Source organism: bacterium, from assembly GCA_023382385.1.
Taxonomy (GTDB): Bacteria; Electryoneota; RPQS01; order RPQS01; family RPQS01; genus JABWCQ01.
Genome location: JAHDVH010000002.1, coordinates 550,902 through 573,398, shown reverse-complemented (window position 1 = coordinate 573,398; position 22,497 = coordinate 550,902). Strand labels below are relative to the sequence as shown.

19 protein-coding genes are annotated in these 22,497 nt (G+C 56.4%); 8 read left to right on the top strand and 11 right to left on the bottom strand.

The features are described 5' to 3' along the window. The first annotated feature begins 618 nt into the window (after nucleotides 1–618). The gene (locus KJZ99_06640; protein MCL4305573.1) at nucleotides 619–1,818 is read left to right on the top strand and encodes a T9SS type A sorting domain-containing protein; all 1,200 of its coding nucleotides are present in this window, start codon (nucleotides 619–621) and stop codon (nucleotides 1,816–1,818) included. A gap of 76 nt (nucleotides 1,819–1,894) precedes the next feature. Here the strand turns inward: KJZ99_06640 and KJZ99_06635 are convergent, their stop codons facing one another. From KJZ99_06635 to KJZ99_06625, 3 genes are read right to left on the bottom strand one after another with little or no spacing between them, the layout of a single operon-like run. Then, complete coding sequence (locus KJZ99_06635) at nucleotides 1,895–3,880, bottom strand: hypothetical protein (GenBank protein MCL4305572.1); 1,986 nt, start codon at nucleotides 3,878–3,880, stop codon at nucleotides 1,895–1,897. Next, nucleotides 3,852–5,621: a glycosyltransferase gene (locus KJZ99_06630; GenBank protein ID MCL4305571.1), complete on the bottom strand. Its 1,770-nt coding sequence runs from the start codon at nucleotides 5,619–5,621 to the stop codon at nucleotides 3,852–3,854. Before KJZ99_06630 ends, KJZ99_06635 begins: the two co-directional genes overlap by 29 nt. Further along, nucleotides 5,618–7,108 (bottom strand): glycosyltransferase family 39 protein, encoded by a 1,491-nt coding sequence (locus KJZ99_06625; GenBank protein MCL4305570.1) that lies wholly within the window; start codon nucleotides 7,106–7,108, stop codon nucleotides 5,618–5,620. The genes KJZ99_06630 and KJZ99_06625 overlap by 4 nt, the downstream gene beginning before the upstream one ends. 192 nt (nucleotides 7,109–7,300) lie before the next feature. Between KJZ99_06625 and gnd the strand changes: the two genes are divergently transcribed. Genes gnd through pgl form a run of 4 tightly spaced genes read left to right on the top strand, consistent with a single transcriptional unit; the run spans nucleotide 7,301 to nucleotide 11,503 of the window. Then, on the top strand, nucleotides 7,301–8,200 hold the full coding sequence (gene gnd, locus KJZ99_06620; GenBank protein MCL4305569.1) for a decarboxylating 6-phosphogluconate dehydrogenase: 900 nt from the start codon (nucleotides 7,301–7,303) through the stop codon (nucleotides 8,198–8,200). Beyond that, nucleotides 8,197–9,723, top strand: a complete 1,527-nt coding sequence (gene zwf, locus KJZ99_06615; protein MCL4305568.1) for a glucose-6-phosphate dehydrogenase — start codon at nucleotides 8,197–8,199, stop codon at nucleotides 9,721–9,723. The genes gnd and zwf overlap by 4 nt, the downstream gene beginning before the upstream one ends. Continuing rightward, complete coding sequence (locus KJZ99_06610; protein MCL4305567.1) at nucleotides 9,720–10,784, top strand: glucose-6-phosphate dehydrogenase assembly protein OpcA; 1,065 nt, start codon at nucleotides 9,720–9,722, stop codon at nucleotides 10,782–10,784. The genes zwf and KJZ99_06610 overlap by 4 nt, the downstream gene beginning before the upstream one ends. Beyond that, complete coding sequence (pgl, locus tag KJZ99_06605) at nucleotides 10,781–11,503, top strand: 6-phosphogluconolactonase (GenBank protein ID MCL4305566.1); 723 nt, start codon at nucleotides 10,781–10,783, stop codon at nucleotides 11,501–11,503. Before KJZ99_06610 ends, pgl begins: the two co-directional genes overlap by 4 nt. 77 nt (nucleotides 11,504–11,580) lie before the next feature. Here the strand turns inward: pgl and KJZ99_06600 are convergent, their stop codons facing one another. The 5 genes from KJZ99_06600 to KJZ99_06580 all read right to left on the bottom strand — a co-directional run bounded on the left by KJZ99_06600 (nucleotide 11,581) and on the right by KJZ99_06580 (nucleotide 16,897). Then, the gene (locus KJZ99_06600) at nucleotides 11,581–13,293 is read right to left on the bottom strand and encodes a hypothetical protein (protein MCL4305565.1); all 1,713 of its coding nucleotides are present in this window, start codon (nucleotides 13,291–13,293) and stop codon (nucleotides 11,581–11,583) included. Further along, nucleotides 13,290–14,609, bottom strand: a complete 1,320-nt coding sequence (locus KJZ99_06595; GenBank protein ID MCL4305564.1) for a hypothetical protein — start codon at nucleotides 14,607–14,609, stop codon at nucleotides 13,290–13,292. The genes KJZ99_06600 and KJZ99_06595 overlap by 4 nt, the downstream gene beginning before the upstream one ends. 140 nt (nucleotides 14,610–14,749) lie before the next feature. Then, nucleotides 14,750–15,946, bottom strand: coding sequence for a hypothetical protein (locus KJZ99_06590; protein ID MCL4305563.1), 1,197 nt, complete (start codon nucleotides 15,944–15,946; stop codon nucleotides 14,750–14,752). Continuing rightward, nucleotides 15,844–16,287 carry a biopolymer transporter ExbD gene (locus tag KJZ99_06585; GenBank protein ID MCL4305562.1) on the bottom strand — a complete coding sequence of 148 codons (444 nt, stop codon included), beginning with the start codon at nucleotides 16,285–16,287 and terminating at the stop codon, nucleotides 15,844–15,846. Before KJZ99_06585 ends, KJZ99_06590 begins: the two co-directional genes overlap by 103 nt. A 1-nt stretch (nucleotide 16,288) precedes the next feature. Continuing rightward, nucleotides 16,289–16,897, bottom strand: coding sequence for a MotA/TolQ/ExbB proton channel family protein (locus KJZ99_06580; GenBank protein ID MCL4305561.1), 609 nt, complete (start codon nucleotides 16,895–16,897; stop codon nucleotides 16,289–16,291). A gap of 305 nt (nucleotides 16,898–17,202) precedes the next feature. Here KJZ99_06580 and KJZ99_06575 point away from each other — a divergent pair, with 305 nt between their 5' ends. The 3 genes from KJZ99_06575 to alr all read left to right on the top strand — a co-directional run bounded on the left by KJZ99_06575 (nucleotide 17,203) and on the right by alr (nucleotide 19,598). Continuing rightward, a complete protein-coding gene (locus tag KJZ99_06575) occupies nucleotides 17,203–17,769 on the top strand; it encodes a hypothetical protein (protein ID MCL4305560.1) in 567 nt (188 codons plus the stop codon). 18 nt (nucleotides 17,770–17,787) lie between these two features. Then, on the top strand, nucleotides 17,788–18,393 hold the full coding sequence (locus KJZ99_06570) for a hypothetical protein (GenBank protein ID MCL4305559.1): 606 nt from the start codon (nucleotides 17,788–17,790) through the stop codon (nucleotides 18,391–18,393). A gap of 101 nt (nucleotides 18,394–18,494) precedes the next feature. Beyond that, nucleotides 18,495–19,598 (top strand): alanine racemase, encoded by a 1,104-nt coding sequence (alr, locus tag KJZ99_06565; protein MCL4305558.1) that lies wholly within the window; start codon nucleotides 18,495–18,497, stop codon nucleotides 19,596–19,598. Nucleotides 19,599–19,610: 12 nt separating this feature from the next. Here the strand turns inward: alr and KJZ99_06560 are convergent, their stop codons facing one another. From KJZ99_06560 to KJZ99_06550, 3 genes are read right to left on the bottom strand one after another with little or no spacing between them, the layout of a single operon-like run. After that, the gene (locus tag KJZ99_06560; GenBank protein ID MCL4305557.1) at nucleotides 19,611–20,747 is read right to left on the bottom strand and encodes a hypothetical protein; all 1,137 of its coding nucleotides are present in this window, start codon (nucleotides 20,745–20,747) and stop codon (nucleotides 19,611–19,613) included. After that, complete coding sequence (locus KJZ99_06555) at nucleotides 20,744–21,181, bottom strand: hypothetical protein (GenBank protein ID MCL4305556.1); 438 nt, start codon at nucleotides 21,179–21,181, stop codon at nucleotides 20,744–20,746. Before KJZ99_06555 ends, KJZ99_06560 begins: the two co-directional genes overlap by 4 nt. A gap of 9 nt (nucleotides 21,182–21,190) precedes the next feature. Beyond that, nucleotides 21,191–22,444 (bottom strand): SO_0444 family Cu/Zn efflux transporter, encoded by a 1,254-nt coding sequence (locus KJZ99_06550; GenBank protein MCL4305555.1) that lies wholly within the window; start codon nucleotides 22,442–22,444, stop codon nucleotides 21,191–21,193. Between the last annotated feature and the right edge of the window lie 53 nt (nucleotides 22,445–22,497).

The following is a 22,497-nucleotide window of genomic DNA, read 5'->3' as shown; positions in this document are numbered from 1 at the left end:
TTAGCAGTTGACTAACGGCGGCTCGAAAGAGCCGCCGTTTCTTTGTCTAAACTGCTGGGACAATTTAGCAACACTGACCCTCTGTGCCTCTCGGCATTTCACTCGGCTTAATCAAAGTGTGCGAAATCATCCATTAATGACAAGAATCGCTCAGCTTCACACTGAGCCTGAACTTGCAGACAGCAAATTCCGAGTGTATATTTAGCCTGTTGCGACTTTGCAACGCATGAAAGATTTCTCCCTGTCATCCGGTTACCTCCCAGCCGGATGCGCTCAATTAGCCCCTGCTTCGGCGGGGGCTTTTTGCTTCGCAAAATGCAACATACTCCTCTCTTTTCCTCCAACGGACAGTTCCGCTTCCTGCTCGATTGATCAACCTTCGCACTTCGATTTCCATCATTCTGGCTGCCTGTCAAGCTTGAATGACTGTATTGACGGAAGTTGTGACTTATAGAGAAACTTGTCGTTGCTATGCGCTATCCTATCCATACATCGAGCATCAAGAAAATACAGCATACCCGTCACGAAGATTGCTGCTGACCAAGGCTGCGCGCTATCTTTGTTGCGAAGTTCATTGGATGAATGCGAAGAATTGAAATAGCGTAAAGGAGCACAATGATGATGTTTCGGATTATTTTGATGATGATGTTGGCTGCAGCCTCGCTTGCACACGCGCAGATCGGAGATCCCTGTATGCCGGAAGGATGCCGCACGCAGACGCAAGGTGGCTGGGGTGGTAACTGCAACGGCAACAACCCGGGTTGTGTGCGTGATGCGAATTTCGCGGCTGTTTTCCCCAATGGATTGACGGTGGGCGGTGACTATACAATCTTGTTTACCACGTCTGCCGCTGTCCGTAACTTCCTGCCTGCAGGAGGTACAGGCGGAGTTCTGACCCAGAACTATAACAATCCCACGTCCACCTCCGCTGGTGTGTTCGCCGGACAGGTGACGGCGCTGGCTGTGTCGCTCGGCTTCTCCAATGCGGGAGTCACCGGATTCTGTAACCTCGGTGCGCTTTACTATCTAAGCGCCTACCATTTGGATGACAATCCATTCGCCGGAATGACCGTTCAAGAGCTGTTTGCCCTGGCGAACGATGTGCTCGGCGGCGATGTTTCCGGCTTGCCGTTCGGCACAGCAATCTCCGACTTGAATGACGTGATTACCGACATAAACGAGAACTTTGTCGACGGCACGCAGAACCACGGCAATTTGGTGACCGGTGATTGCGACTTCGGTCTGCCCGTTGAACTCGCATCGTTCAGCGGGGTTGCCCGCAACGGAACGATTGAGCTGTTCTGGACGACGGCATCCGAGAGCAACGTGGAGCGCTTTGAGATTGAACGCTCCGCAAATAGTGGAAACGGAGTCATCGGCAGCGTGCATGGTCTGGGTGACAGCCCGATCGGTCATTCGTATCGATTCGTGGACACGCAAGTGTCCGCTGGCGAAACGTATGTGTATAGACTCATTGAAGTCGCACTGGATGGCTCACGCCGTGCACTGGCACAGACCGTGACGGTCGAAGCCGGCGCTCCGACAGCCATGCCAACGGAGTTTGCACTGCTGCAGAATTACCCGAACCCCTTCAACCCCAGCACAACAATCAGCTTTTCGTTGCCTGATGCCGCCGATGTCTCTTTGGTCGTCTTTGATGCGCTGGGCCGTCAAGTGGCCACGCTGATGACCGGAACCCTCGGCGCAGGCACACATGATGTGTCCTTCGGTGCGGACAATCTCTCCGCAGGTCTCTACTTCTATCAATTAAAGGCCGGTGAATTTACGGCCGTCCGTAAAATGATGCTGCTGAAGTAAGTAAACTTCGGCACTCAAACAGCGAGCGCCCTTCCCAGACGGGAAGGGCGCTTTGCTCACTCACTTCATTCTCAGACTAATTCTTCAACCGCTGTATGTACTCCAACCAGAAAGTATTGGAGGTGTCCGCCCGCATGAACTCACTTACATACTCCAGTGCCAGCATCGTGTCACCGCTTGCGGCAATCGAGTCCGCAAAGACGAGTCGATTCACCCAAGTCTGCATTCCTTTGCCGTACTGCACGTCCGGCTTCAACGCCAGCGCGGTGTCCACCAAAACCTTTGCGCGGTCGTAGCGGCCCGCCTTTGCTTGCGCCGCCGCGTAAAAAAACAGATTGGGAACAAAGTCCGTCTTCAGGCTGGCTGCTGTGATCGCAAGAGTGTCCGCTTCGCTTATCTGTTCGTTCAGCCGAAGCGCTTCGGCCAGATTGAACAGATAGCGTGGATTTCGCTCAACGGCCACAGCTTCTCGCCACGCCTCAATCCGCTTCTGCAACTCCCCTGTGCGCTGGTAATACAACGCCAGATTCTCCCAGCCGTATGCGGAACGCGAGCGGTCCAATTTCAGAAGTGTCTTGAAGCGTTCGATAGTGCTTGCTTCGCTTGTCTGTACCAATACGGCGGGAACTAAAATCAGAATCGTCAGTGCAAGACACCGTGCCCGCATATTCGCGCGTTGTGCTTCCGAAAAATCAAGTCGCGACAAACGAAACGCCCCCCAGAACAACAGCGGCCACAATGCGGTCGTCACAATGTCCCAGTCTCGCGCCATACCGAGGTTCGGGCTGAACACGCCTGCAAAAAACGCGCTGGCTCCCGCCGCGATGAGTAAAAACATCTCTTGATTTCTTGCGCGAACTTCCTGGCCAATACGTTTGGTCAGCAATAGCACAAGCAACGCCGCAGAGCCGGCCCACAACAGTAGATTAAGCAAGTCCGCACCGTGCTTCCACGAGAGCAGCGCATAACCATCCTTTACCCACTGTGGCAGCAGCGGAATCACTGACACCCAGCCTTTCCACCCCTTCACAAATACGTAGCCGGCTGAACCGAGCGCGACAAACACCGCAATCAGCAGTTTCCCGCGCCGCAATGGAGCAGCCGAGTCGCTCCGCTCCCGATCACGCGGCTCGAAATGCAATGTCCAAAGCAGGAATATCAAGGCAGGAAGCAAAGTGATGGCCATGAAGTGCATCGCACAGGCCAGAGCAAACAAGGCAATCGGCAAAATCGGGAGTTTGCGCGGTGGTTCAGCAGCCTTGAGTCCTGCAATCAGGAATGACAGTATGCAGAGCGTCACCCACGCGTAATTCTCCACATAGCCGAAGAATGTCAGCCACGCACCGCTGCTGAGCATTACTACCCAAAACAGAGTCGCATCAACGTCTTCCCGCGTGCGAATGAATCGGAGCAGCAGCAGCACGAGCAGCGCGCCTGCCAGCGCAGAGAGAATCCGATAGCACCATTGCGCCAACCCGCGATAGATTAACTGCCGCTCGACGCGTGCCTGTTGTCCCCCGATACCCGGCGCAACGTGCATGTCAGGTCCCGCGATTTTCATTGCCACGCGGAATGCGCCTTCATGCAGGATCATCGTGCCCGGTTCTTTCTGCGACAGGAATCTCCCACGTGGAATGGGTTTGCCGGATTCAAGCATGTCCCCGACATGCGCAAGCCGCGTAATCGAAAGTTGCCCGTCACCCAGCAGAGAGCCATAAACGCTGAACAGCATAAAAATGGCAAAAGCGGCGCCCGCCCAACCAATGGCAGGGAACTTCGGAATTCTCGCGAACAGTTTGTCGGAAAGTCTGACTCCGGTCGGTGTCAGCAGTAGTCCCGCCACGAGCAGTAGGGGAATCGCTACGACAAGTTCGAGAAATGCGAACTGATGCACCGCCCAAAGTCTCTGTTCGGGAACGACCATGCCGGCAACCGAGAGCGCGAGCGTTGCCGCAGCCAGCCACCAGAGTCCGGCTGCAATTGCGTTGCCACCCGGAACTCTCTCTTTCGGTTCCGGCTTTTGCTGCGGGGACTCAGCTCTTCGCGCGCTGCGCTTGGACATGTTTCAACTGCTCATCGGCTTCGCGCAACTCCTGTTGCACGACGCGGCGGCTCTCAATTGTGAATATGAAAAAGTGCGCAAACGAAAGCGTGTACATAAATGTCCAGAACAGCAAAATGTACACAAAAAGAGCAACGGACTCAGTTCGGGCCATGTGAAACAGCAAGCCGCCTGCGGCAATCAGTGCCGCGAAGATGTAAGATTGCGGCGTCTTCCAGAAGGCCCGATGAATGTTCATCGCCTTCTTCGGAGCAATTTCAAAAATGCGCAAATCCTTCCATAGGCCCTTAATCACTGAAACGACATACACCGGAATCGTGTTGGCAAGCAGGCCCTGCAACAGCACCAGATTGCGCAGCGAGTAGCCGCGTAACCGCATGTGCACATAGGGAAACAGCGCGACGGCGACATACAGCGGATAGACCGAGACGTAGACGTAATCAATCGGCCGCATGGTTTGCTGTAAATACCAATCCGCACCCCCCGCGCCAAACCGGACAAACAACAACAGCAGCATCGGCACGGTGGCAAGATACGCAAGCGCGAGCGTGATGATGTAGTAACCGGACGACCACAGATAATCTATGCCCAGCCTGAAAGGTACACGATCGCGTCCCCACATCGCGCGCCAGACGATTTTTGCTACTGAAGTGTTGCCCATTGCCCAACGTCGCTGCTGCTTCCAGTAGCCGTAAACCGTTACGGGACCCATCCCGACCGCAAATGTCTTTCGGAAATAGAGCGATGTCCAGCCCTTCGCGTGCAGCCAGAATGAAGTCAGCAGGTCCTCGGATACCGAGCGCTCGTCCCATCCTCCGACACTCTCGAGCGCCTGCAGACGCATCACATAGTTGGAGCCGCAGCAGAGCGCCTTCTCACTTGCGCCCTTGGCTTCCATCACGGAGTCATACAACAGCATTTCCTGCATTGCCGCCGCCCGCGTTGTCCATGTTCGCTCGGCGTTCGCATATAGCTGCGGAGTCTGCACGAATGCAAGCTTGGCGTCCGCTTCCAATAGCGGAACCAACTCACGCAACATCTCGGGAACAACCGCGTGGTCCACGTCAATGACGCACAAATACTTCGCATCCCCCTTTAGTGCGGGCAACGCGTCATTCATTGCCCCTGCCTTGTGGCCACGATTCGGCACGTGATGCACCTGCATTCCGTAACGTTCCGCCACTTCCGTGCAAATGACCTTCTTCTCCGGCGAGCGCGAGTTTTCCACCAAAACGGCGCGGTAGTTCGGATAGTCAAGCTTCGTAACCGTGGAAACGCTGCGTTCAAGAATCTCCGGGTCTTCGTCACAGCATACCACCAGCACTAAGACTTCCGGAGGAGTCTCGCCCAGAGGCAAAGTCCGCGGCAGCTTATAGTGATGCGTCGCCCGCCAGCAGTAGTAAATGTAGATCATCCAATGCGAGAGAATCAATAGTTCGCACGTCAGCAGCAGCAACATGCCGATTGCGTGGACCGGCTCCCAGCCTGTTGCGTTAAGCGTCGCAGTCTCTGCAACTTTGGTCATCACATACTTGACGAACGGGATTCGCAGCCCCTGCACAAACAGAAAGACCAACGCCATGACGAAAAACCAAGCCGTGACGGTGCGGCGCAACGCCGGTGTCCGCAGGTACTTGTCAAACACCGCATTTATCTCCGCGCGCGGTTTGTAACCCAATAGTATCAACGCGGCGAGCGTGAGCAGCACGATCGCAGCATACAGGCCGATCGAGAAGATCATGAATTGGGAGTGAGTGGAAGAGGAGGCCCGAAAACAGGTCTGTTGTGCGCACTTAGTGTGATCTTAATGGGTGCGCTCCAGAATCGATGCGGGTTCATTGGCAGTATGTCGTTCATCCCGACCCGCCGGATTTCGGTGCTCCAGCGTTTCAGGTATTCCAATTGTGAAATGTCGTGAGGTCTCTTTACGTCATAAGACTCCACCCGCCAGATGCGTTCCGCGCCGGACAGAGCTTTGGCAAACGTCGGCAAATCGTCCACTTGAAGAACTTGACTTTTGACCGACTCGGGCAAGTAGAACAGACAGGCGGCGGTCGTAAATCCGGGATAGGTTAGCACAACGTCGCCGGGTTTTACGCGGGCACTCAGGTGCTCCGCCGTCTGCCGCCATGGATCTTTGTCCACCTTCGTATAATAATTCAACAGCGGCGACATCGTCAAAATCAGTAGAGCAACCACAAACATCCTGCGCGGCAGCGCTTGCAGACTCGCGGAAGCCGTAGCCATCAGACACAGAATAATCAGCAATCCCGGCGACGCATAGCGGAGGACAAAAAGCGGAGTAACCGTGACCGAGATCAACCACGGCAGCACCCAGAAACTGATGGCCATGAGCACGAGCCATTGAATACCAAATCGTAACTGCGGCTCGCTTAGTGCCCTAAATGCGGCCAGTAGAAACACTATGGGCAGGATAACATAACCGACGCGGGCATCCATGAAATACTCCGCGGGCAGCTTGAACAAATCCCATACAGTGGGCTTCGGAATCCAGCCTGCCGGACTGGTGCCATTCAGTTTCGAAACGGCGGCCAGTACATTCTGCGCAAGCTCGGGCAGACAGAACAGCGAAAGCAGCAGCAACGTGTAGACAAACGGGCGGGGATAACGTGCCGCACCCCGGAATCGATCTGCCCGCCTGAACCACAGAAACATGAGGACGTGGCTGAGAATCAGAAAGGCACCGAACGCATGGGTGTAAAATGCGGCACTTGTGATCAGCAGGTATGACCACGCGATAGGCCAGCGAAACTGCCGAAGCAGTTTCATCACCAAATAGAAGGAAACCGTCGCCAGCAACAAGAAGAGTGCGTAAGGCCGAGCTTCCTGTGAATAGTGGATGGCAAACGGATGCACCGCCGTGAACAACGCCGCCAGCATTGCCCCTGTGCCGCTGAACAAGTGTCGCCCAAGATAGTAGACCGCAGGGATGGTCAATGTTCCGAAAATCACCGACCATATTCGCAGCGTCCACTCCCCGTTGCCGAACAATAACCCCCAGCCTTTGATGAATACGTAGTAAAGCGGCCCCTGCGTCTCCGAGTCCCACCCGAACAAAAGTTGCCCGAGCGGCTCATACACGCGGTTAGCCGTGGTCACTTCGTCAAGCCAAAAGCTTTCGTCACCCAGACCGTAGATTCTAAGCGCGAATCCCAACAATGCGATTAGCCAAATCCAGCGCGAACGCTGTGCGTCAGCCCTCAGCACGACCTCTCCCCAAGCTGTCTGAATCGCTTTTGCCACATATTAGTTCATAATACATGTTACAGCGCAGAATCTCAAGGACAGTGCTGAGTTAAATTGCAATCCCAATAGAAAATTGGTTAATTGTCTTGTCTGAAGGTCTTACGTGATTTGCGGTGTATCGACGCACAAACGTTTATAATTTATAGGATTAATATGAAACTCGGGTTTGTCGGACTGGGCAAAATGGGCGCGAATATGGTCGAGCGGCTGTTACGCGGCGGTCATCAGTGTGTGGTCACAAATCGGTCACCAGAACCAGTGGCGGTTGCTGTTGCCAAAGGAGCTATTGGTGCCGCAAGTGTTGCCGATGTTGTGGCCAAGCTTGACGGCAGGAAAGTAGTCTGGTTGATGATTCCGGCGGGACCTCCGGTCGACGACACGATTGCAATGTTGAAGCCGTTGCTGAGTCGCGGCGATGTCATCGTGGATGGCGGTAATTCCAATTTCCGAGACTCCATGCGGCGCGGTGCCGATCTCGCCTCCAGCGGAATACATTTCGTAGACGCAGGAACCTCCGGCGGTGTGTGGGGATTGCAGGTCGGCTACTGTCTGATGGTCGGTGGAAGTGAAGATGCCTTTAAGCTGCTTGAACCCGCACTAAAAACTCTTGCACCGGAAAACGGTTACCTGCATTGCGGTCCGACCGGCTCAGGACACTTCGTGAAGATGGTGCACAACGGTGTGGAATACGCTATGATGCAGGCTTACGCCGAAGGCTTCGAGCTCATGCATCGCGGACCCTTCGACTTGAACCTGCCCGCGATTTCCGCGCTCTGGGAGAATGGCAGTGTGGTGCGTTCTTGGCTGCTGGAACTTGCCACGCGCGCCTTGCAGGATGATCCCAAGCTCGACAAAGTCAAGCCGTGGGTCGCCGATTCCGGTGAGGGACGCTGGACGGTACACGAATGTGTGGACTACGCGGTGCCAGCACCCACAATTGCCGCCGCGCTGTTTGCCAGATTCGCCTCACGTGATGAGCAGGGCTTCGGGTTGCGCCTGCTTGCCGCGCTGCGTAATCAGTTTGGCGGTCACGCGATTAAGACAGATCAATGAGCGATCCCAATCCTTTCCGCAGCGGGATGCTCAGCGAACGGCCCGCTGACCCGTGCGTCCTTATCATTTTCGGCGCGACAGGCGATCTCGCGCAGCGAAAACTCTTTCCCTCTCTGGCTCATCTCGTGCGCGAAGGCCGGATTTCCGAGCAAACGCAGTTTCTGTGTGTTTCGCGCGGCGATCTTGATGAGTCCACTTTCCGCCAGACGGTGATTGACAATGCGCGCACGCTTGCGCCTCACTCCATTCCCGATGAAGAGTTCGCGCGAAGATTCGCCGAGCGTATCTTTGTGGTTTCTGACGCCGGCGAAGGCGGACGATTCGACAAGCTGCGCTGGCGCTTAGGGGAAATGGCCGGAGCGGGCGGACCGCACAATCATCTCATCTACCTCTCTATCCCCCCCACGGGTTATCAGCCGACGATTGCCAAGCTGGGTGCGGTCGGCATTTCCAATCCGGAACACGGTGCGTGGAGCCGAATCATCATCGAGAAACCCTTTGGCCGCGATTTGGCAAGCGCGCGGGACTTGAATCATGCCGCCGCCCAAGTTTTTCGTGAAGAGCAAATCTACCGCATCGACCACTATCTCGGCAAAGAAACGGTTCAGAATATTCTGGTGCTGCGACTCGCCAATACGCTCTTTGAACCTATCTGGAACCTGCGCTACGTAGACCACGTTCAAATCACCGCCGCGGAAGCGCTGGGAGTCGAAGAACGCGCGGAATACTACGAAGAGTCCGGTGCGCTGCGCGATATGATCCAGAACCACTTGTTGCAGATTCTTTCGATGGTTGCCATGGAGCGCCCCGCGAGTTTGGCTGCGGAGGCTATCCGCGACGAGAAGCGCAAAGTGCTCGAAGCCGTGCGGCCAATCACTCAGCAGGATGTCGCCAATGTCGCCGTGCGTGCGCAATATGCTGCCGGTGCTGTCGCCGGAAAAGCCGTGCCGGGGTATCTCGATGAAAAAGGAGTCAAATCCACCTCCCGCACCGATACCTATGCCGCATTGAAGCTCTATATTGACAACTGGCGCTGGAGCGGAGTGCCGTTCTATCTGCGGACCGGAAAACGATTGGCAAAGCGTGTCACCGAAGTGGCAATCGTCTTTCGCAAAGTGCCGCTCATGGTGTTCTCGCAATCCCCTGTCGACCGTCTTGAACAAAACGTGCTGGCCATTCGTATTCAGCCCAACGAAGGCATCAGCTTGAAGTTTGAAGCCAAACTCCCCGGACATGCGCTGCACGTGCGGCCTGTCGAAATGGATTTTCGCTATGGAACGTCGTTCGGCGAACGCCTTTCAGATGCCTACGAGCGGCTCCTGCTGGACGCGATGGTGGGTGACCAAACGCTGTTTGCAAGGCGTGATTCCGTCGAAGAAGGCTGGCGCATTGTGCAGCCCGTGCTGGACGCATGGGCCAAAGACACCTCAGAGTCCTTGCCGCAGTATGTGGCAGGTTCTTGGGGACCCGCAGAGGCCGACGTCTTGCTCGCGGCCGAAAATCATCGCTGGAGAAAGCTGTGAGTCCCGACCATAGTTTAGCTCCGCTGGCTCCGCCGCAGGAAGTTGATGTCTCCAAAATCGAGCAGGAACTTGAAACCCTGTGGCGCAATGCGGAGTCCGAAAATCAGCTGCTGACGCGCGCAACTGCGTTCAACCTTGTCCTGATTTGCAGGCACGATGCTCAAAACTCTGCGCGCGAATTGATTCCGGAACTCGCGCTCGTTCATCCCACTCGCACGATTCTCGTCGTACTCAACGAATCCGCCCCTGCCGCTCAGCGCGCTTGGGTCACGGCACACTGCCGCAAACTCGAGGGCGAAAATCGTCAAATCTGTTCCGAAGCCATCATGCTTGAAATTGACGGTGAATCTGAACTGCGCACGCTCTCGCTTATTCACTCGCTCTCCTTAGGCAGTCTGGCAACCGCCGTCATCTGGCATGATTCCCTGCCGCTCGCTCATCCGCTGTTGCGCGCGCTGGCCAGAACTTGTGAAAGAGTCATCACCTGCGCTACCGACCATCTTGCTCCGGCGTCCACGCTGAAGCCGTGGTTTGAGTTGTATGAGAGCGTTCCGCCGGAATGCGTGGTAACTGATTTGCTGTGGGCCGAGCTATCAGGATTTCGCGGCGCGGTCGCGGAGCTTTTTGACGAGTGCCCTCCCGCTGAGCAGCTTCGCGAAGTCCGGATTCACTCGCAAGGCGATAAGCTCACCTGCGGTGCTTTGCTCGTCGCGGCATGGGTCGCCTCGACCCTCGACTGGAAGTTGCAAAGCGTCTCGTTGCACGGTCGCCGACCCGCGATAGACTGCACGGACAATCGCCGCATCATCTTCTACCCTGAGGGCTCCTCCGCACCGCCCGGCATAGAGTTTCTCTTTGACCATGATTTCGCCGCCGCCGCCATCCGCAACGGAGAACACTACACGCTTACCTGTGGCGCACATTCGCACGTCGGACACGTCCGGCATGCCGATATGCTCAGCTTACTCACTCACGAACTGCATGCCTGGGGCCGTGATCCGCGCATGGACAAAAGCGTGCGCATGGCCCATGACTGGCTGCCGGAGTTACTTTTCGCATGAATCCCGAAGTCATCTACTGTGAATACCCCGACGACGTCGCGGAAGCCGCTGCTGCCCTCCTGAAAGAACTTCAGGATGAAGCAATCGCCGCACGTGATGTTTTTCGTATCGCGCTCTCCGGAGGTTCCACGCCAAAACTGCTCTTTTCGCTGCTCGCCACAGACGAATGGAGGCAGGAGATGGAGTATGACAAGTGGGAGGTCTTCTGGGCCGACGAGCGCTGCGTGGACCCTTCCCATTCGGAGTCAAACTTCCGTCTGGCCTTTGATCACTTCCTGAGTCGTGTTCAGATCGGTGAAGTCTTTCGCATGTGTGGTGAACATGCAAACAACTCCGAAGCAGCCGACGCCTACGCGCGCACACTCAAGGGTCGTTTCATGCCGGAGTCGGTTGCATTCGATGCTATCCTGCTCGGAATGGGCGAAGACGGACACACCGCGTCGTTATTTCCCAACTCATCCGCCATCGAATCCGGCGCGCTGGTGGAAGCGGTGGAGGCTAAGAACAACCCGATTCCGAAGCGTCTGACGTTGACATTGCGCGTCCTCAACAACGCTCACGCCGTGATTTTTCTCGTCACCGGAGCCGCAAAGGCCATGCGCGTCCGCGAAGTTCTGGTGGATTTGGATCACCGCCTTCCGGCTACGCGGGTCAATCCGCACGAAGGTCGTTTGATTTGGATTCTTGATGAAGAAGCGGCCAGCGAGCTGAGTGAGTAGCCTCGAAAGCTCAAGTCGAACAATACGGAAACGGGCGGCCTATGGGGCCGCCCGTTTCCTCGTCTAATTATACCTTCCTACTTGAACAGGAAGTAGAGTCCGCCCCATGGCCTGATCTGCGCGTCTTCACCTTCCGGTAAATAGGCCTTCACTCCCAGACTCACCTGCACGATGTCAATGTCGAGCTGCAATGAACCGTCGAGTTGCGGCGCTTCCATGAATGGAAAGAACTGCTCTTCAATCAAATCCTGCAGCGCACGTTCTTCGGCGTTCTTCGGCGCGTCAAATGATGTGCTTAAGATGTTGTTCCGCGCGCCGCCTTCGATTCTCATTCGATACGTCGGAGCACTCAGCAGCGTCCAGCGCAAGGCAACCGACTGATGAAACACGTTCGCACTGAACGTATTGTTGTCTCCTCCTGCCGTCCCCGCTTGCGTCTGATAGTTGGCAACCAGTTCGGGAAGAATCTGCATTCCCGCTCCCGCCGTCAACTGCGTCTGTTCTGTAATCTTGATGTTCAGGTTTCCGTCAAGGTCGTAGATGGACTTCATGGTCCACGCCCACTCTTCTCGCCTCGCCTGCCCGCTCTGCGAGAGCACGTCCTGCCAGAACACGTAGCGCGAGTTGTCCGAACCCGGCCATGTGGCCGCCGCACGCATCCACAGACCGATTCGCTTGGCCGCTCCGTAAGGAGCAAGTTTGTCGAGTCCCGCTTTCACCGCAAGCTCATAGTGCCCTAATTCCTGCTCAGACGGCTCTTCATATAAATCATCTTCCCATCCCGCTCGCACGCGATCCCAGAAGAGATTATCCTGAAAATAGGTGCGGATTCCCGCGAACGCGAACAACGATCTGTCCCACGCGGGAATATACATGATTTCACCCGCCGTGCTCAAGAATCGCGCCGAGAGGGTATCGCTCTTCCACGGCGCAAGCTCGGCGGCGAAACGCAATCCAATCCGCGAATTGATCTCCTGCCTGCCGGCTATCCAGCGGTCCCAGACGCCGAACTCCCACTCGTTGCCAGCCGCAAAGGCTAAATGTCCACGCGACGATTCCCGCTTCGACATCGAATACCCGCCCCCCAGCATGCCGAGCGCTTCCCGATAATACAATCCGCGCGGCGCACGCAATAGCTCGCTTGGCAAATACACCGTGTCGCGAATCACCACCGGATCCTTTTCCACCGTCACAATCTCCGGCACGTACACCGTGTCGCGCAAGTAAATCACCACCGTATCATAGCTCGATGGTTCGGGACGCGGGAAACTCACTCGCGTCGAGTCAAAATTCCACACTCTGATTTGCGCTCCGCTCCCGCTGAACTTGAAATACCCTTCGATTTCGTTGCCGCGATAGCCGCGCGCAAGCCGCTCCTGCAGGCCGCCAAGCAGTCCGTAGCCCAGCGCTTTTCCGCCCCGACTGATAATCGATACCGAGTCAAACACGCTGTGATACTGACGGCTCTCATAGATTTCCACGTTGGGAGGTAGCTTGAATGAGCGCAGCAGCGAATCCAGCCGATCGCTGATTGGCTCCAGCCGCAGCACCCGCCCCGTCGGATAAAGCACTACCGCATCGTTCTGATCGAAACCGTCGTTCAGCAGATCGCTGATCAACACCCGCTCGATAGTCTCGTTACCCAAAAACAGCTCTTCGCGCAGAACCTGAATCTGGCGCGCGTCCGTGACGCTTTGCTGCGTCACCAGTTTGAAGTCCACGTCGGCATACACAGCCATCGTCATCATCAGTGCCGCACCTGCGGCGATAAACCATCTCATTTGCTTCACGGAGTCTCCCCTTGCAAAAGGGCTTGGTATTTCTTCATCTCGTCCCACTGCCCCTTCGAGCGGTAGGAGTTCACTAACATCTCGTAGGCAATCTTGCGCTGGTCAGCCGTCAGTGGATAGCGTAGTGCACGCTCGGCGTTCTCGATGGACTGCCCGAGATCGTTCGAGGCAATCTGCGCAATCGCCACATACCCCCCGCCTTGACCTTCCCAGGCGACTTTGGTGCTGTTCAAAAAATACTCGAGCGCACCGCGCCGGTCCCCGTTCGCCACAAGCTCCTGTCCATAAGCATACAGCATGCGCCCGTAGCTCTCGCTGTAATCCTTCGGGCATTCCTCGCCTAAACGGTTAATCACTTCACCCAGCCGCGCGATTCCTTCAGTCTTGTTGCCGTGATTGAAGGTTACCAGCGCGAGCCGCCACGTCAGAAAGTCTCTCGCCTTGATCGTGCGTGCCGAACCTATACCGCCCAGATAGGCCTCGCGCGCATCGTTCCAGCGTTCCTCGTGCTCCGCCTGATAGGCCGCATCGCGATATTCTGCCGCCGCAATGCCACCGCTGTCCCAGTTGATCCAGTCAATGGTCTTCTGAATCTCGGCGGAGTCCTCGGGTGTCGCGTAGCGCATCGCCGCGGTATACATCTTCAACGCGTTCTGGTCCTGATAGGTCTTCAGGTATGCTTCACCCAGATACAACCGATAGCTGTTCGGCACCGAATCCTGCGTGCCTGTCACCAGCTCGCGGATGCGCATCGCTTGATCGAATCCCGTCACGGCCTTATCGTATTGCTTCGCACGATAAGCCGCATAACCATACGCGAACCACAGATTGTCCTCGCCCTGCCGCTCGTTAAGTATCTCCCGATAGAGTGGCAGCGACTTCTCCCAGTTTTCCAGCCGGTCGTATGTTGCCACCAGCCAGAGCTGAATCTCCTTCATCGCGGGCTGCTTCGCCAGCGCTTTCTCGAAATTCTTGGCCGCGTTCTTGAATGCCGCCGCCGCGCGCTTGCGCGTATCCAGCTCCTTAGAGCTCTTGGTCGTGTCCCCAATCGCCTGACCAAGCAATCCGAACACTCCGCCGCGCGACCGCAACGTCGTATCCTGACCGCTGGCCCGCATCGCGTTGGCTTCCTTCAAGAACCCTTCGCCCGCGTTAAACTCCTCCTTGCCGCGCTCGAATAGTGTCGTCGCCTGCTCTTCGGTCTTCTCCTCGCCGAACAACAGCTTCGCCAGCGAATCCGCCTCCTGCTGCGTCTGCGACTGAGCGAACGAGCATGTGCTCGGCAGAAGGACCGCGAGCCATATGAAAACCATCATTCCTCTAATCATAGTCATGTGTGTACATTATCTGATTTCCACATCTTGATCCCGCGAATTCCAATAAGTAGACAGTGCTGGCGCAAGAACTCATCGTGCGATGACTCGATCTTCGCGGTACTGCCCCAATTGGAGAAGGATCACCTTCCAGCCAACTGAATCCCCTTGCTCTGCATCCACCCCTGAAACACTGAGTAAAACTCAGTCGTATTCTGAACTGTGGGACGCTCGCGCTGTGCCGTGATCGAAGTCACATCCCGACCGGTCCGTGAGACGCTGCCCAAGCCGAACATCTGCGACCGCCGCTTGAAGTCGGAATCCGCCAGCAAAATTCCCTGATCACCGCGCGACAGAAATATCTTCAACTGCCCGTCGTCCGGTGAAAACTGAATGAAGATGTCCCAGCCGCCGTAGCTTGTGACTCCTTTCAGATCGCCTCCCCCCGTTTCCATGTAGGCCATCAACACCGGAGAGAATGACCCGGGATTCGCTCTTAGCCAGTCCAGCAATCCCGAAAGTTCACTCTCGCCGATCAGGTCCGTTCCCAACGATATCGATTCGCTGTTCCCCGGTCCCGCCTGCTTGCCTACCGACGATTGATAATCCATCTCCCCGCGCGCAATCCCTGGAGTTTTCGAAACAGCCAGTTCGTCCCCGCGCGACAAGCCCACCGTCGGCTGCGTCGCCTGCGGTAAATCCAGACTCGGTCCGGTATAGCCGGGCGTGATTGCCGGTTCGAGATTCGGCGCACCCGCGCCCTTATAGACCCTTCCGCTCTGTTCAATCGGTGCGGGCATCGCGGCTTGCGGACGTGACTCTCCCGCATCGGCGCGTTGCGTGATTATGTCCGGCAGCGGCGAAGCGTTCGGCGACAGCTTTGTCTGCGGACGATCTTCCGGCGGCGTGTCGAACAGCTCGTGCACCATTCCAAAGACAGGCTTCTCGAGCGACGGCTCTTCCACCACGATCTGCGACGGTTTCGAAGTCACTTCCGTCGGCGCAACCACCGGCGAAGGCGTCGCCCGAGGTGCAATCTTCGCCTGCGAGATCGGGATCGGAATCGGTTTCGGCTTCGGCGGTTCGCGCATGATTAGGATCTCTTCGAGATCGATATACATCAGCCAGTCGAACCGTTCCGCCAACGCGCGCAGCGGCACACCCGGCAGATTCAACAGAACCACGCTCGTCAGCACGAACGCCAGCGCACGTATGCCTATGTGAACTTGGCGCTCCGTCACGGCAGAACGTCCTCCGCGAGTTGCGCGGGTTCCAGCGCGATCGACAATGGCACTCCGTGCTTCCCGCACGCCTGCATGATCTGCACCGGACGATCCCATACCGCTCCGCTGTCCGCGCGCAAGATTACCTTCCCGTCCGGCTGGGCCGCGATGTAACGCTCGATGAATGCGTCCGTCAAACGAAACAGCGTCGAATCCGCTTCCAGCGAATCCGCCAGCAACTCGCCCGATACCTCCACCACGCCCGAACGCTTCACATGGATAATCAGTTCCTTCTCAATCTGTAAATACGGCGAACCGTCGTCAAAATTGTTCGGCAGCTTCAGCGGAACCACGTCCTCCGGCGCGATTACCGTCGTGATGATCAGGAACAAAATGACGATAAACGCAATATCAATGAGCGACGTGGTCGCCTCGGCAAACGGATCTTTTTTGCGCATCTCACTTGCCTCCCGCCAGCGACTCGCGCATCTGTGCCAGCACGCTGTTCAGCATGTGCCGACCGATTACGCCGATCAGTGCGACGATCAGCCCGCAAACGGTCGTCACCATCGCCACGTACATGCCGCCGGCGATCGTCTGCATTGATATCTGCTGCACGAACGTCTGCTCGCTGAATACGTGAACCAGACCTACTACCGTGCCCAGCAGTCCCGACATCGGCGCGGCGGCGATCATCAAGTCCAGAAAAATATACTTGTTCTGCAAACTCTCGATCTCAAAGTCAATGGCCGTCTGCAGCGGCACCTCTTCGGCCATCTCGTGCACGCGCTTTTTCAGATCCGTCTGGAACCCGCCGCGCTTGAACTTCATGTAATAGTAAATCGTGATCCCGAGGCCGATAAACAGCAGTAACCCCTGCAAAAAGTAGATTAGGCTGTCGAATGCCCGATATAATACTACTATGGCGCCAATCTTCTCACTCATCGTCACTTCCCGTTCACTGATCGGCTGGCCATAGGCGAGCATGGAGTAGACTGCCGTCATTACCAGTGCGGCCAACAACACGGAGCCGAGGACGGGCTTATTCATCCGGTGCAAGGTTTTCATCCGTTTCTTCCTGAAAAGGTTGGTGGAGGTGGAGTAGGGTAAATCTTTGATATAACAAGTAATATAGCACCCAATCGAGGAACTGTCAACAATTTGAAGAGCCTAATTGCACTCTCTGAGCAGGTGTCGTGCCGCGCCTCCCCGCGTTGCAGACTCGCAACCTCTTGTTATGGCTTAATCTTCGCACTACAATGACCAAATCTGCTTGACAATCGCTAAGGGAATCCTTAACTTCCTGAGTTCAAAAGACAAAGCTCCAACAAAACCGCGCCAGAACGATGAATTTTCGGAAAATTGTGCTCCCCATGCTGACCGCTGCCCTCTTGCTCGGGATCCTCGCAGGATGCCAAAGCGAAGCAGCCTCCGCGCAGAAACTCCTTGCAGACCGCAAGTATCAAGAGGTCATTCAGAAATTCCCAGACACCCAATTCGCCCGTAGGGCCGAAGCGCTGATGGCCGAAGACCTCCTTGAGGCCGGCAAGCACGACGAAGTCATCGAGAAATACCCCAAAACCCGTGCGGCTTATCTTGCCCTGCAGGCCAAGGCGAAAACGCTGTTCGATGACAAACAGTATCGGGAAGTCATCCGACAATACCCGCACTCGCCCTTGGCCGCCGATGCCGAGCGCATCCTTGCCGATGAGCTCTACAATCAGGGCCTGTTTGATTCCCTGATTACGACCTATCCCAATGCCGCGCGCGCCAAAGAGGTCAAAGAAACCCGTGCGGTTGCGCTCCTCAATGAAGCCAAAAAACTTTCCGGTCAGAAACGGATTGACAAGCTCGAGGAGATCGCCCGCTCCTATAATCAGACTGCGGCCTATAAAGAAGCCGCAACAATGCTTAGCGAAGCGCGGAATAAGAAGAAATAGCATCGGAAGGCGTTTCACATGATTCGCTGCCTTACCATTCTCTCCGTCTCTTTCGTGCTGCTCTGGTCGCTCGGCTGCGCTTCACCCGCCGACCGCGCCGAGTCGCTCTACAAAGACGGACAATATGAAGAAGTTCTGGAACGCTATCCGAACGAACCGGCTGCGATCAAAGCCAAGGAAGCTCTCGCCGCACGACTCATGAAGGAAGGCAATCTGCAGCGCGTCATCGCCGAGTTTCAGGACACGCCGATGTTTCACGAGGCTCGTGTCCGCATGGCCGAGCAACTGCTTGAAGAGGACAAGATTGACGACATTCTCAACAACTATGCGGACACTCCCGCCGCCATGCGCGCCCGCGAACGGGCCGCTCAAATGCTCTATGATGCCGGCCGCGTGACCGAAGCCGCGCGCGACTATCCGCAGACCGCCGCCGGACAAACGGCGCGCAATGAACTCGCCCGGGCAGAATTCGACCGCATCCAGACTTTCAAAGACAAGAACGAGCGCCGTAAGCTGCTCGAAGGCTTCATCGTTAATCCGATGTTTACCGGCACCTCCGCGCACATCAACGCCCAGACCGAACTGGCCAAGCTTGACGGACTTGCCATTCCCGGCAACTACTGAGGAAGTTTCACGACACTACAAAGGCGACCTCTGCGGGTCGCCTTTTTTTCAAATGCCCATTGCCTCCCGACTCATGACGAAACACTCCCGACTGCTTCCTCGTGCCCCTCGCTCGCATTAACTTATCCGCTCTGAGCGGCAACTTTTCGGCTCTGGCCGCGCGTGTCGCCCCCAAAGGTGTGCTCGCTGTGGTGAAGTGGGACGCCTACGGTCACGGTTTGCTCGAATGCGCCCGCGTGCTGAATCAAGCCGGTGCATGGGGCTTCGGAGTCAGTTCGCCTGCCGACGGCGTGAAGCTGCGCAAGGCAGGCATTACTAAACCGATTCTCGTCATGACCGATTGGGTCGGGAAACCCGCTCGCTATTTCACAGACTACGAGTTGTCCTTCGCCGCGACCTCTTGGTATAAAGTAGAATATCTCGAGTCGCTCTCAAAATCCAGCGGCTGCGCGATTTCCACTCACTTGAAATTCGACACGGGTTTGGGCCGCGTCGGAATTCATCACTCGCGGCACAAAGACACGCTTGCGAAACTCGCCAAACTGAAACACCTGAAGCTTGACGCTATCTATTCACATCTCGCCTATGCCGGGCCGCAGGATCGCGAACGTGGTTTGCAGCAAATCAACGTCTTCTCCGAGATTATTCAAAACGCAAAAACCGCCGGACTGAATCCGGCGGTGACACATCTCGCAAATTCCGCCGCCGCGCTCGCCTTACCCGAAGTGCCGGGCGACCTCGTCCGTACAGGTATCGCACTCTACGGCCAGCCTCCCTCGCCCACCGTCGCCGATCTGCTTCCGCTCGAACCGGTCATGACGCTTTCCGGAAGAATCATCGCTGTGCGCAAGCTGAAACGCGGCCATGGATTCCCTTCGCCGCATTTCTGGCAGGCCCCCTTTGACGGCTGGGGTGCGGAAATAGATTTAGGTTTCAGCACAGGCTATCCCCGCACGATGGTCGGCCATGCTCATGTCCTCTATAACGGCCGCAGAGTTCCCCTGATTGGTATCATGGCCCGTGACCGCTCCTACGCCTTCATCTCAGGTGACAAACCTTCTGTCGGCGAGGAAACCGTCTACTGGGGCAGACAAGACAGGGAAACCATCTATCTTCACGAACTCTCGCCCCTCATCGAAGCGCTCCCCTATGAATTGACCACGTGGCTGAGTCCGAAAGTGGAACGGAGTTTCTCGAACCTCTGATGCCCGCGTCTTCTACTTCGCCCACACCTGATACACCGCCTGCTCAACTGGCGGTGTTTCTGTATAGCTTGTCGCCACTCCTTCATAGATGCGCAAACTAACGTCGTAATTGAACCCTGCCTCCGTGCCGCGCAGCAACTCATAGCCGCAGGCGCCTGCCACCGGCATCCAGCGCAAAGTCACCATCGTTCCATTGGTGCTGATAGACAGATTCTGCGGCGCGGGCAATGCGCACGCACGCGTGTAGGTAATGCCGTTGCCGGCTGCCAGCCGCTCCTGAAACAGACAATTCTCCGTCGCGCTGCCCTTGAGATAGTAATTCAAAAATGGAAGCAGATAAAACAGCACCAACTGATGCTGCGTCGCACGCGAAATGCTGCCCGTGCACGTCAACTCCCCTAAATTGCAGGTGAAGTTATTCTCCCCGAACTTGCAGTGACTCCCGCCCGTGATGTTCACGTAGGTCTTGCAGTCGCTCGCCAGCGCGGAATACATGGGTATCTGATGTGCAGCAGGCGGTGTCACGCAATCGTCAGAAGCCGCAAACACGAGCGCAGGAATGGTAATCTCCTCCGCCGCATCTATCGCCGAGGGAGAGGTCTCCGCCGCATCTATCGCCGAGGGAGAGGTCTCCGCCGCAGCCAGATTCGCCAGCGCCGTTATCTCTGAGGCGGATTGCGCCGCCAGAAAACTCGCCCCTCCTCCCATGGAGTGTCCCATCACGCACGACGTGCTCCCGATGGCTCCAAAAAACGGCGAGGCCGGTGTCATTCCCTCCTGCTGAAGTCTGCGGATCAGGAACGCCAAGTCGTATCCAAGCTGCAAATGCTGCGGTGAGAAGTTCCCCTCCGTGCGTGGCAAGGCTACAATGTAGCCCTCCGGAACAAGAGCCTGCCACAAATACTGATAGGCACTGACCGGCAGCAAAAATCCGTGACCAAAACTAATGACAGGAAATCCGCCTGCAGGAGCCGTCGCCACCGGAGTGTTGTCGCCTGCGGTGGTCGCGGGATAGTAAACATCTGTCGGGATATTCCGCGCGCCGCGTGCCGAATCCACGAAGGAAATGTCGCGATGTCCGATGGCATACGGTTGTGCCCAGAGGCTGACCGTAAACAGAAATAAACCGACGATAAAAAGCCTGATCATAGCTTATCCTTCATGCACTCCGCCCAAATCCACAGCAGCCCCGCCGCGTGCGCACTCCATAATACCGTCCGTATCCAATTCGTGTTCACCAGTCTGCGCACCGCGTGTGCGTCGTAGCCGTTCGCCAGAATGGTATGTTGCGGAACGGAGAGCAGAAACGTCGTCAGCCAGACCGCCGCCAGCACCACCAGCAAGCCCCGCATCATCCACGCATTTCCCGCTCCGGGCTTGAGTGCGAAAAAAATTGCACACCCCATCTGCACCAGCATCGGCAGTGCCACGACCAGCCCCGTCTTTGCCGCGTGCATCCGGTAATACTCTCCACTTCCATCCTTCACCGCCTCGAACAACGGATAGTGGACAATCTGCACAAACCAGATTAACCCCACCATGTATAGTGACGACGACAGATAGAGGAGCAGCATGTTTGCCAAGCGGTTTCTCTATCCCTTCACCTTGTAGCCCGCACTCTCCACCGCCGCCGCCAATTGAGCGCGATCCAGTTTGTCGCCGTCCACCGTCGCGGTTCCCGCATCGAGATTTACTTCCGCGCTCGTCACACCCGCCACTTTCTCCAGCGAGTCCTTCACGTTCTTCACGCAATGCGAGCAGTTCATGCCTTCAATCTGCAAATGTAATTTGTCGCTCATAGTCACCGGTGCGGCTCCCCACCGCCTTCTGAGTTTATAATAGAAATGTCTTAACAGGAAGTATCCGAGCAGCAGTCCTGAACCGAGCTGCCACCACGCCGTCCCGTGCTCGTGCAGATGATGCGGCAGCGTCACCGTCAGCGGCGTGTTCGCCAGCAAAAAGTCGAGTCCCAGCCCAAACAACAGCGCGAATCCCGCAATGGCCGCCAGATACACACCCAGCACCTTTGAACCTAATGCCCGCGCTATCACCAGCATCGTTGCCGCGTTTGTTGCCGGACCCACCATTAAGAACACGAAGGCCGCTCCCGCCGAAATTCCTTTAGTCATCAGCACCGCAGCAATCGGCACGCTGGCCGTCGAGCACACATACAGCGGCAGTCCGAACAGCATCATAATCAGCATCGCGCTGATACCGTTTCCCAAACTTCCGGCAAAAAAATCGTCCGGTACCGCCAGCGAAATCGCTCCCGCAACCAGAATCCCGATAATCAGCCAGAAAGCGATATCTCCCAGTAGTTCCTTAAACGCGAAGTGATAGGAATCGCGCAGCTTCTCGCTCGTGCTCTTCTGCGCTTCCGCTTCGGCCAGCGCATCATCGCTGTGCAGATGATGCTTCATCCACTCTTCTTCCCGTGCTCCGGGTTTCACCAGCATCACAGCCAGCCCGCCCAGCACGCCGCTGATAAAAGCCGCCAGCGGTCGAAAAATCGCCAAAGCCCACCCGAAAAATCCATACGTCACCAGTATCGAATCCACCCCCGTCTGCGGCGTGGAAATCAGAAACGAGACCGTTGCCGCCCGTGAGGCGCCGCGCTTCCGCAGTCCTACGCCCGTCGGAATCACTCCGCATGAACAGAGCGGCATCGGCACACCCAGCACCGCCGCCTTGAACGACGATATCAGATTCTCGCCGCCGAGATGTTTGCCCACCGATTTCCGCGGCACGAATGCGTGCAGCACCCCCGCCAGCGTAAACCCCAGTAGCAGGTAGGGCGCCATTTCCAGATACAGCAACCATGTTTCACCGAAGTAGTCAGTAATCACTCGATCTCCCCATCTTGTCTAAATTGTGCTTGTCGGCTATCGATTCTGTAGCC

Excerpts from the sequence above, each read along its gene's own strand:
- KJZ99_06640 (MCL4305573.1), top strand. The coding sequence starts at position 619 with ATGATGTTTCGGATTATTTTGATGATGATGTTGGCTGCAGCCTCGCTT.
- KJZ99_06635 (MCL4305572.1), bottom strand. The coding sequence starts at position 3,880 with ATGTCCAAGCGCAGCGCGCGAAGAGCTGAGTCCCCGCAGCAAAAGCCG.
- KJZ99_06630 (MCL4305571.1), bottom strand. The coding sequence starts at position 5,621 with ATGATCTTCTCGATCGGCCTGTATGCTGCGATCGTGCTGCTCACGCTC.
- gnd (MCL4305569.1), top strand. The coding sequence starts at position 7,301 with ATGAAACTCGGGTTTGTCGGACTGGGCAAAATGGGCGCGAATATGGTC.
- zwf (MCL4305568.1), top strand. The coding sequence starts at position 8,197 with ATGAGCGATCCCAATCCTTTCCGCAGCGGGATGCTCAGCGAACGGCCC.
- pgl (MCL4305566.1), top strand. The coding sequence starts at position 10,781 with ATGAATCCCGAAGTCATCTACTGTGAATACCCCGACGACGTCGCGGAA.
- KJZ99_06595 (MCL4305564.1), bottom strand. The coding sequence starts at position 14,609 with ATGATGGTTTTCATATGGCTCGCGGTCCTTCTGCCGAGCACATGCTCG.
- KJZ99_06590 (MCL4305563.1), bottom strand. The coding sequence starts at position 15,946 with ATGGGATCGTCCGGTGCAGATCATGCAGGCGTGCGGGAAGCACGGAGT.
- KJZ99_06585 (MCL4305562.1), bottom strand. The coding sequence starts at position 16,287 with ATGCGCAAAAAAGATCCGTTTGCCGAGGCGACCACGTCGCTCATTGAT.
- KJZ99_06580 (MCL4305561.1), bottom strand. The coding sequence starts at position 16,897 with ATGAAAACCTTGCACCGGATGAATAAGCCCGTCCTCGGCTCCGTGTTG.
- KJZ99_06575 (MCL4305560.1), top strand. The coding sequence starts at position 17,203 with ATGCTGACCGCTGCCCTCTTGCTCGGGATCCTCGCAGGATGCCAAAGC.
- KJZ99_06570 (MCL4305559.1), top strand. The coding sequence starts at position 17,788 with ATGATTCGCTGCCTTACCATTCTCTCCGTCTCTTTCGTGCTGCTCTGG.
- KJZ99_06560 (MCL4305557.1), bottom strand. The coding sequence starts at position 20,747 with ATGATCAGGCTTTTTATCGTCGGTTTATTTCTGTTTACGGTCAGCCTC.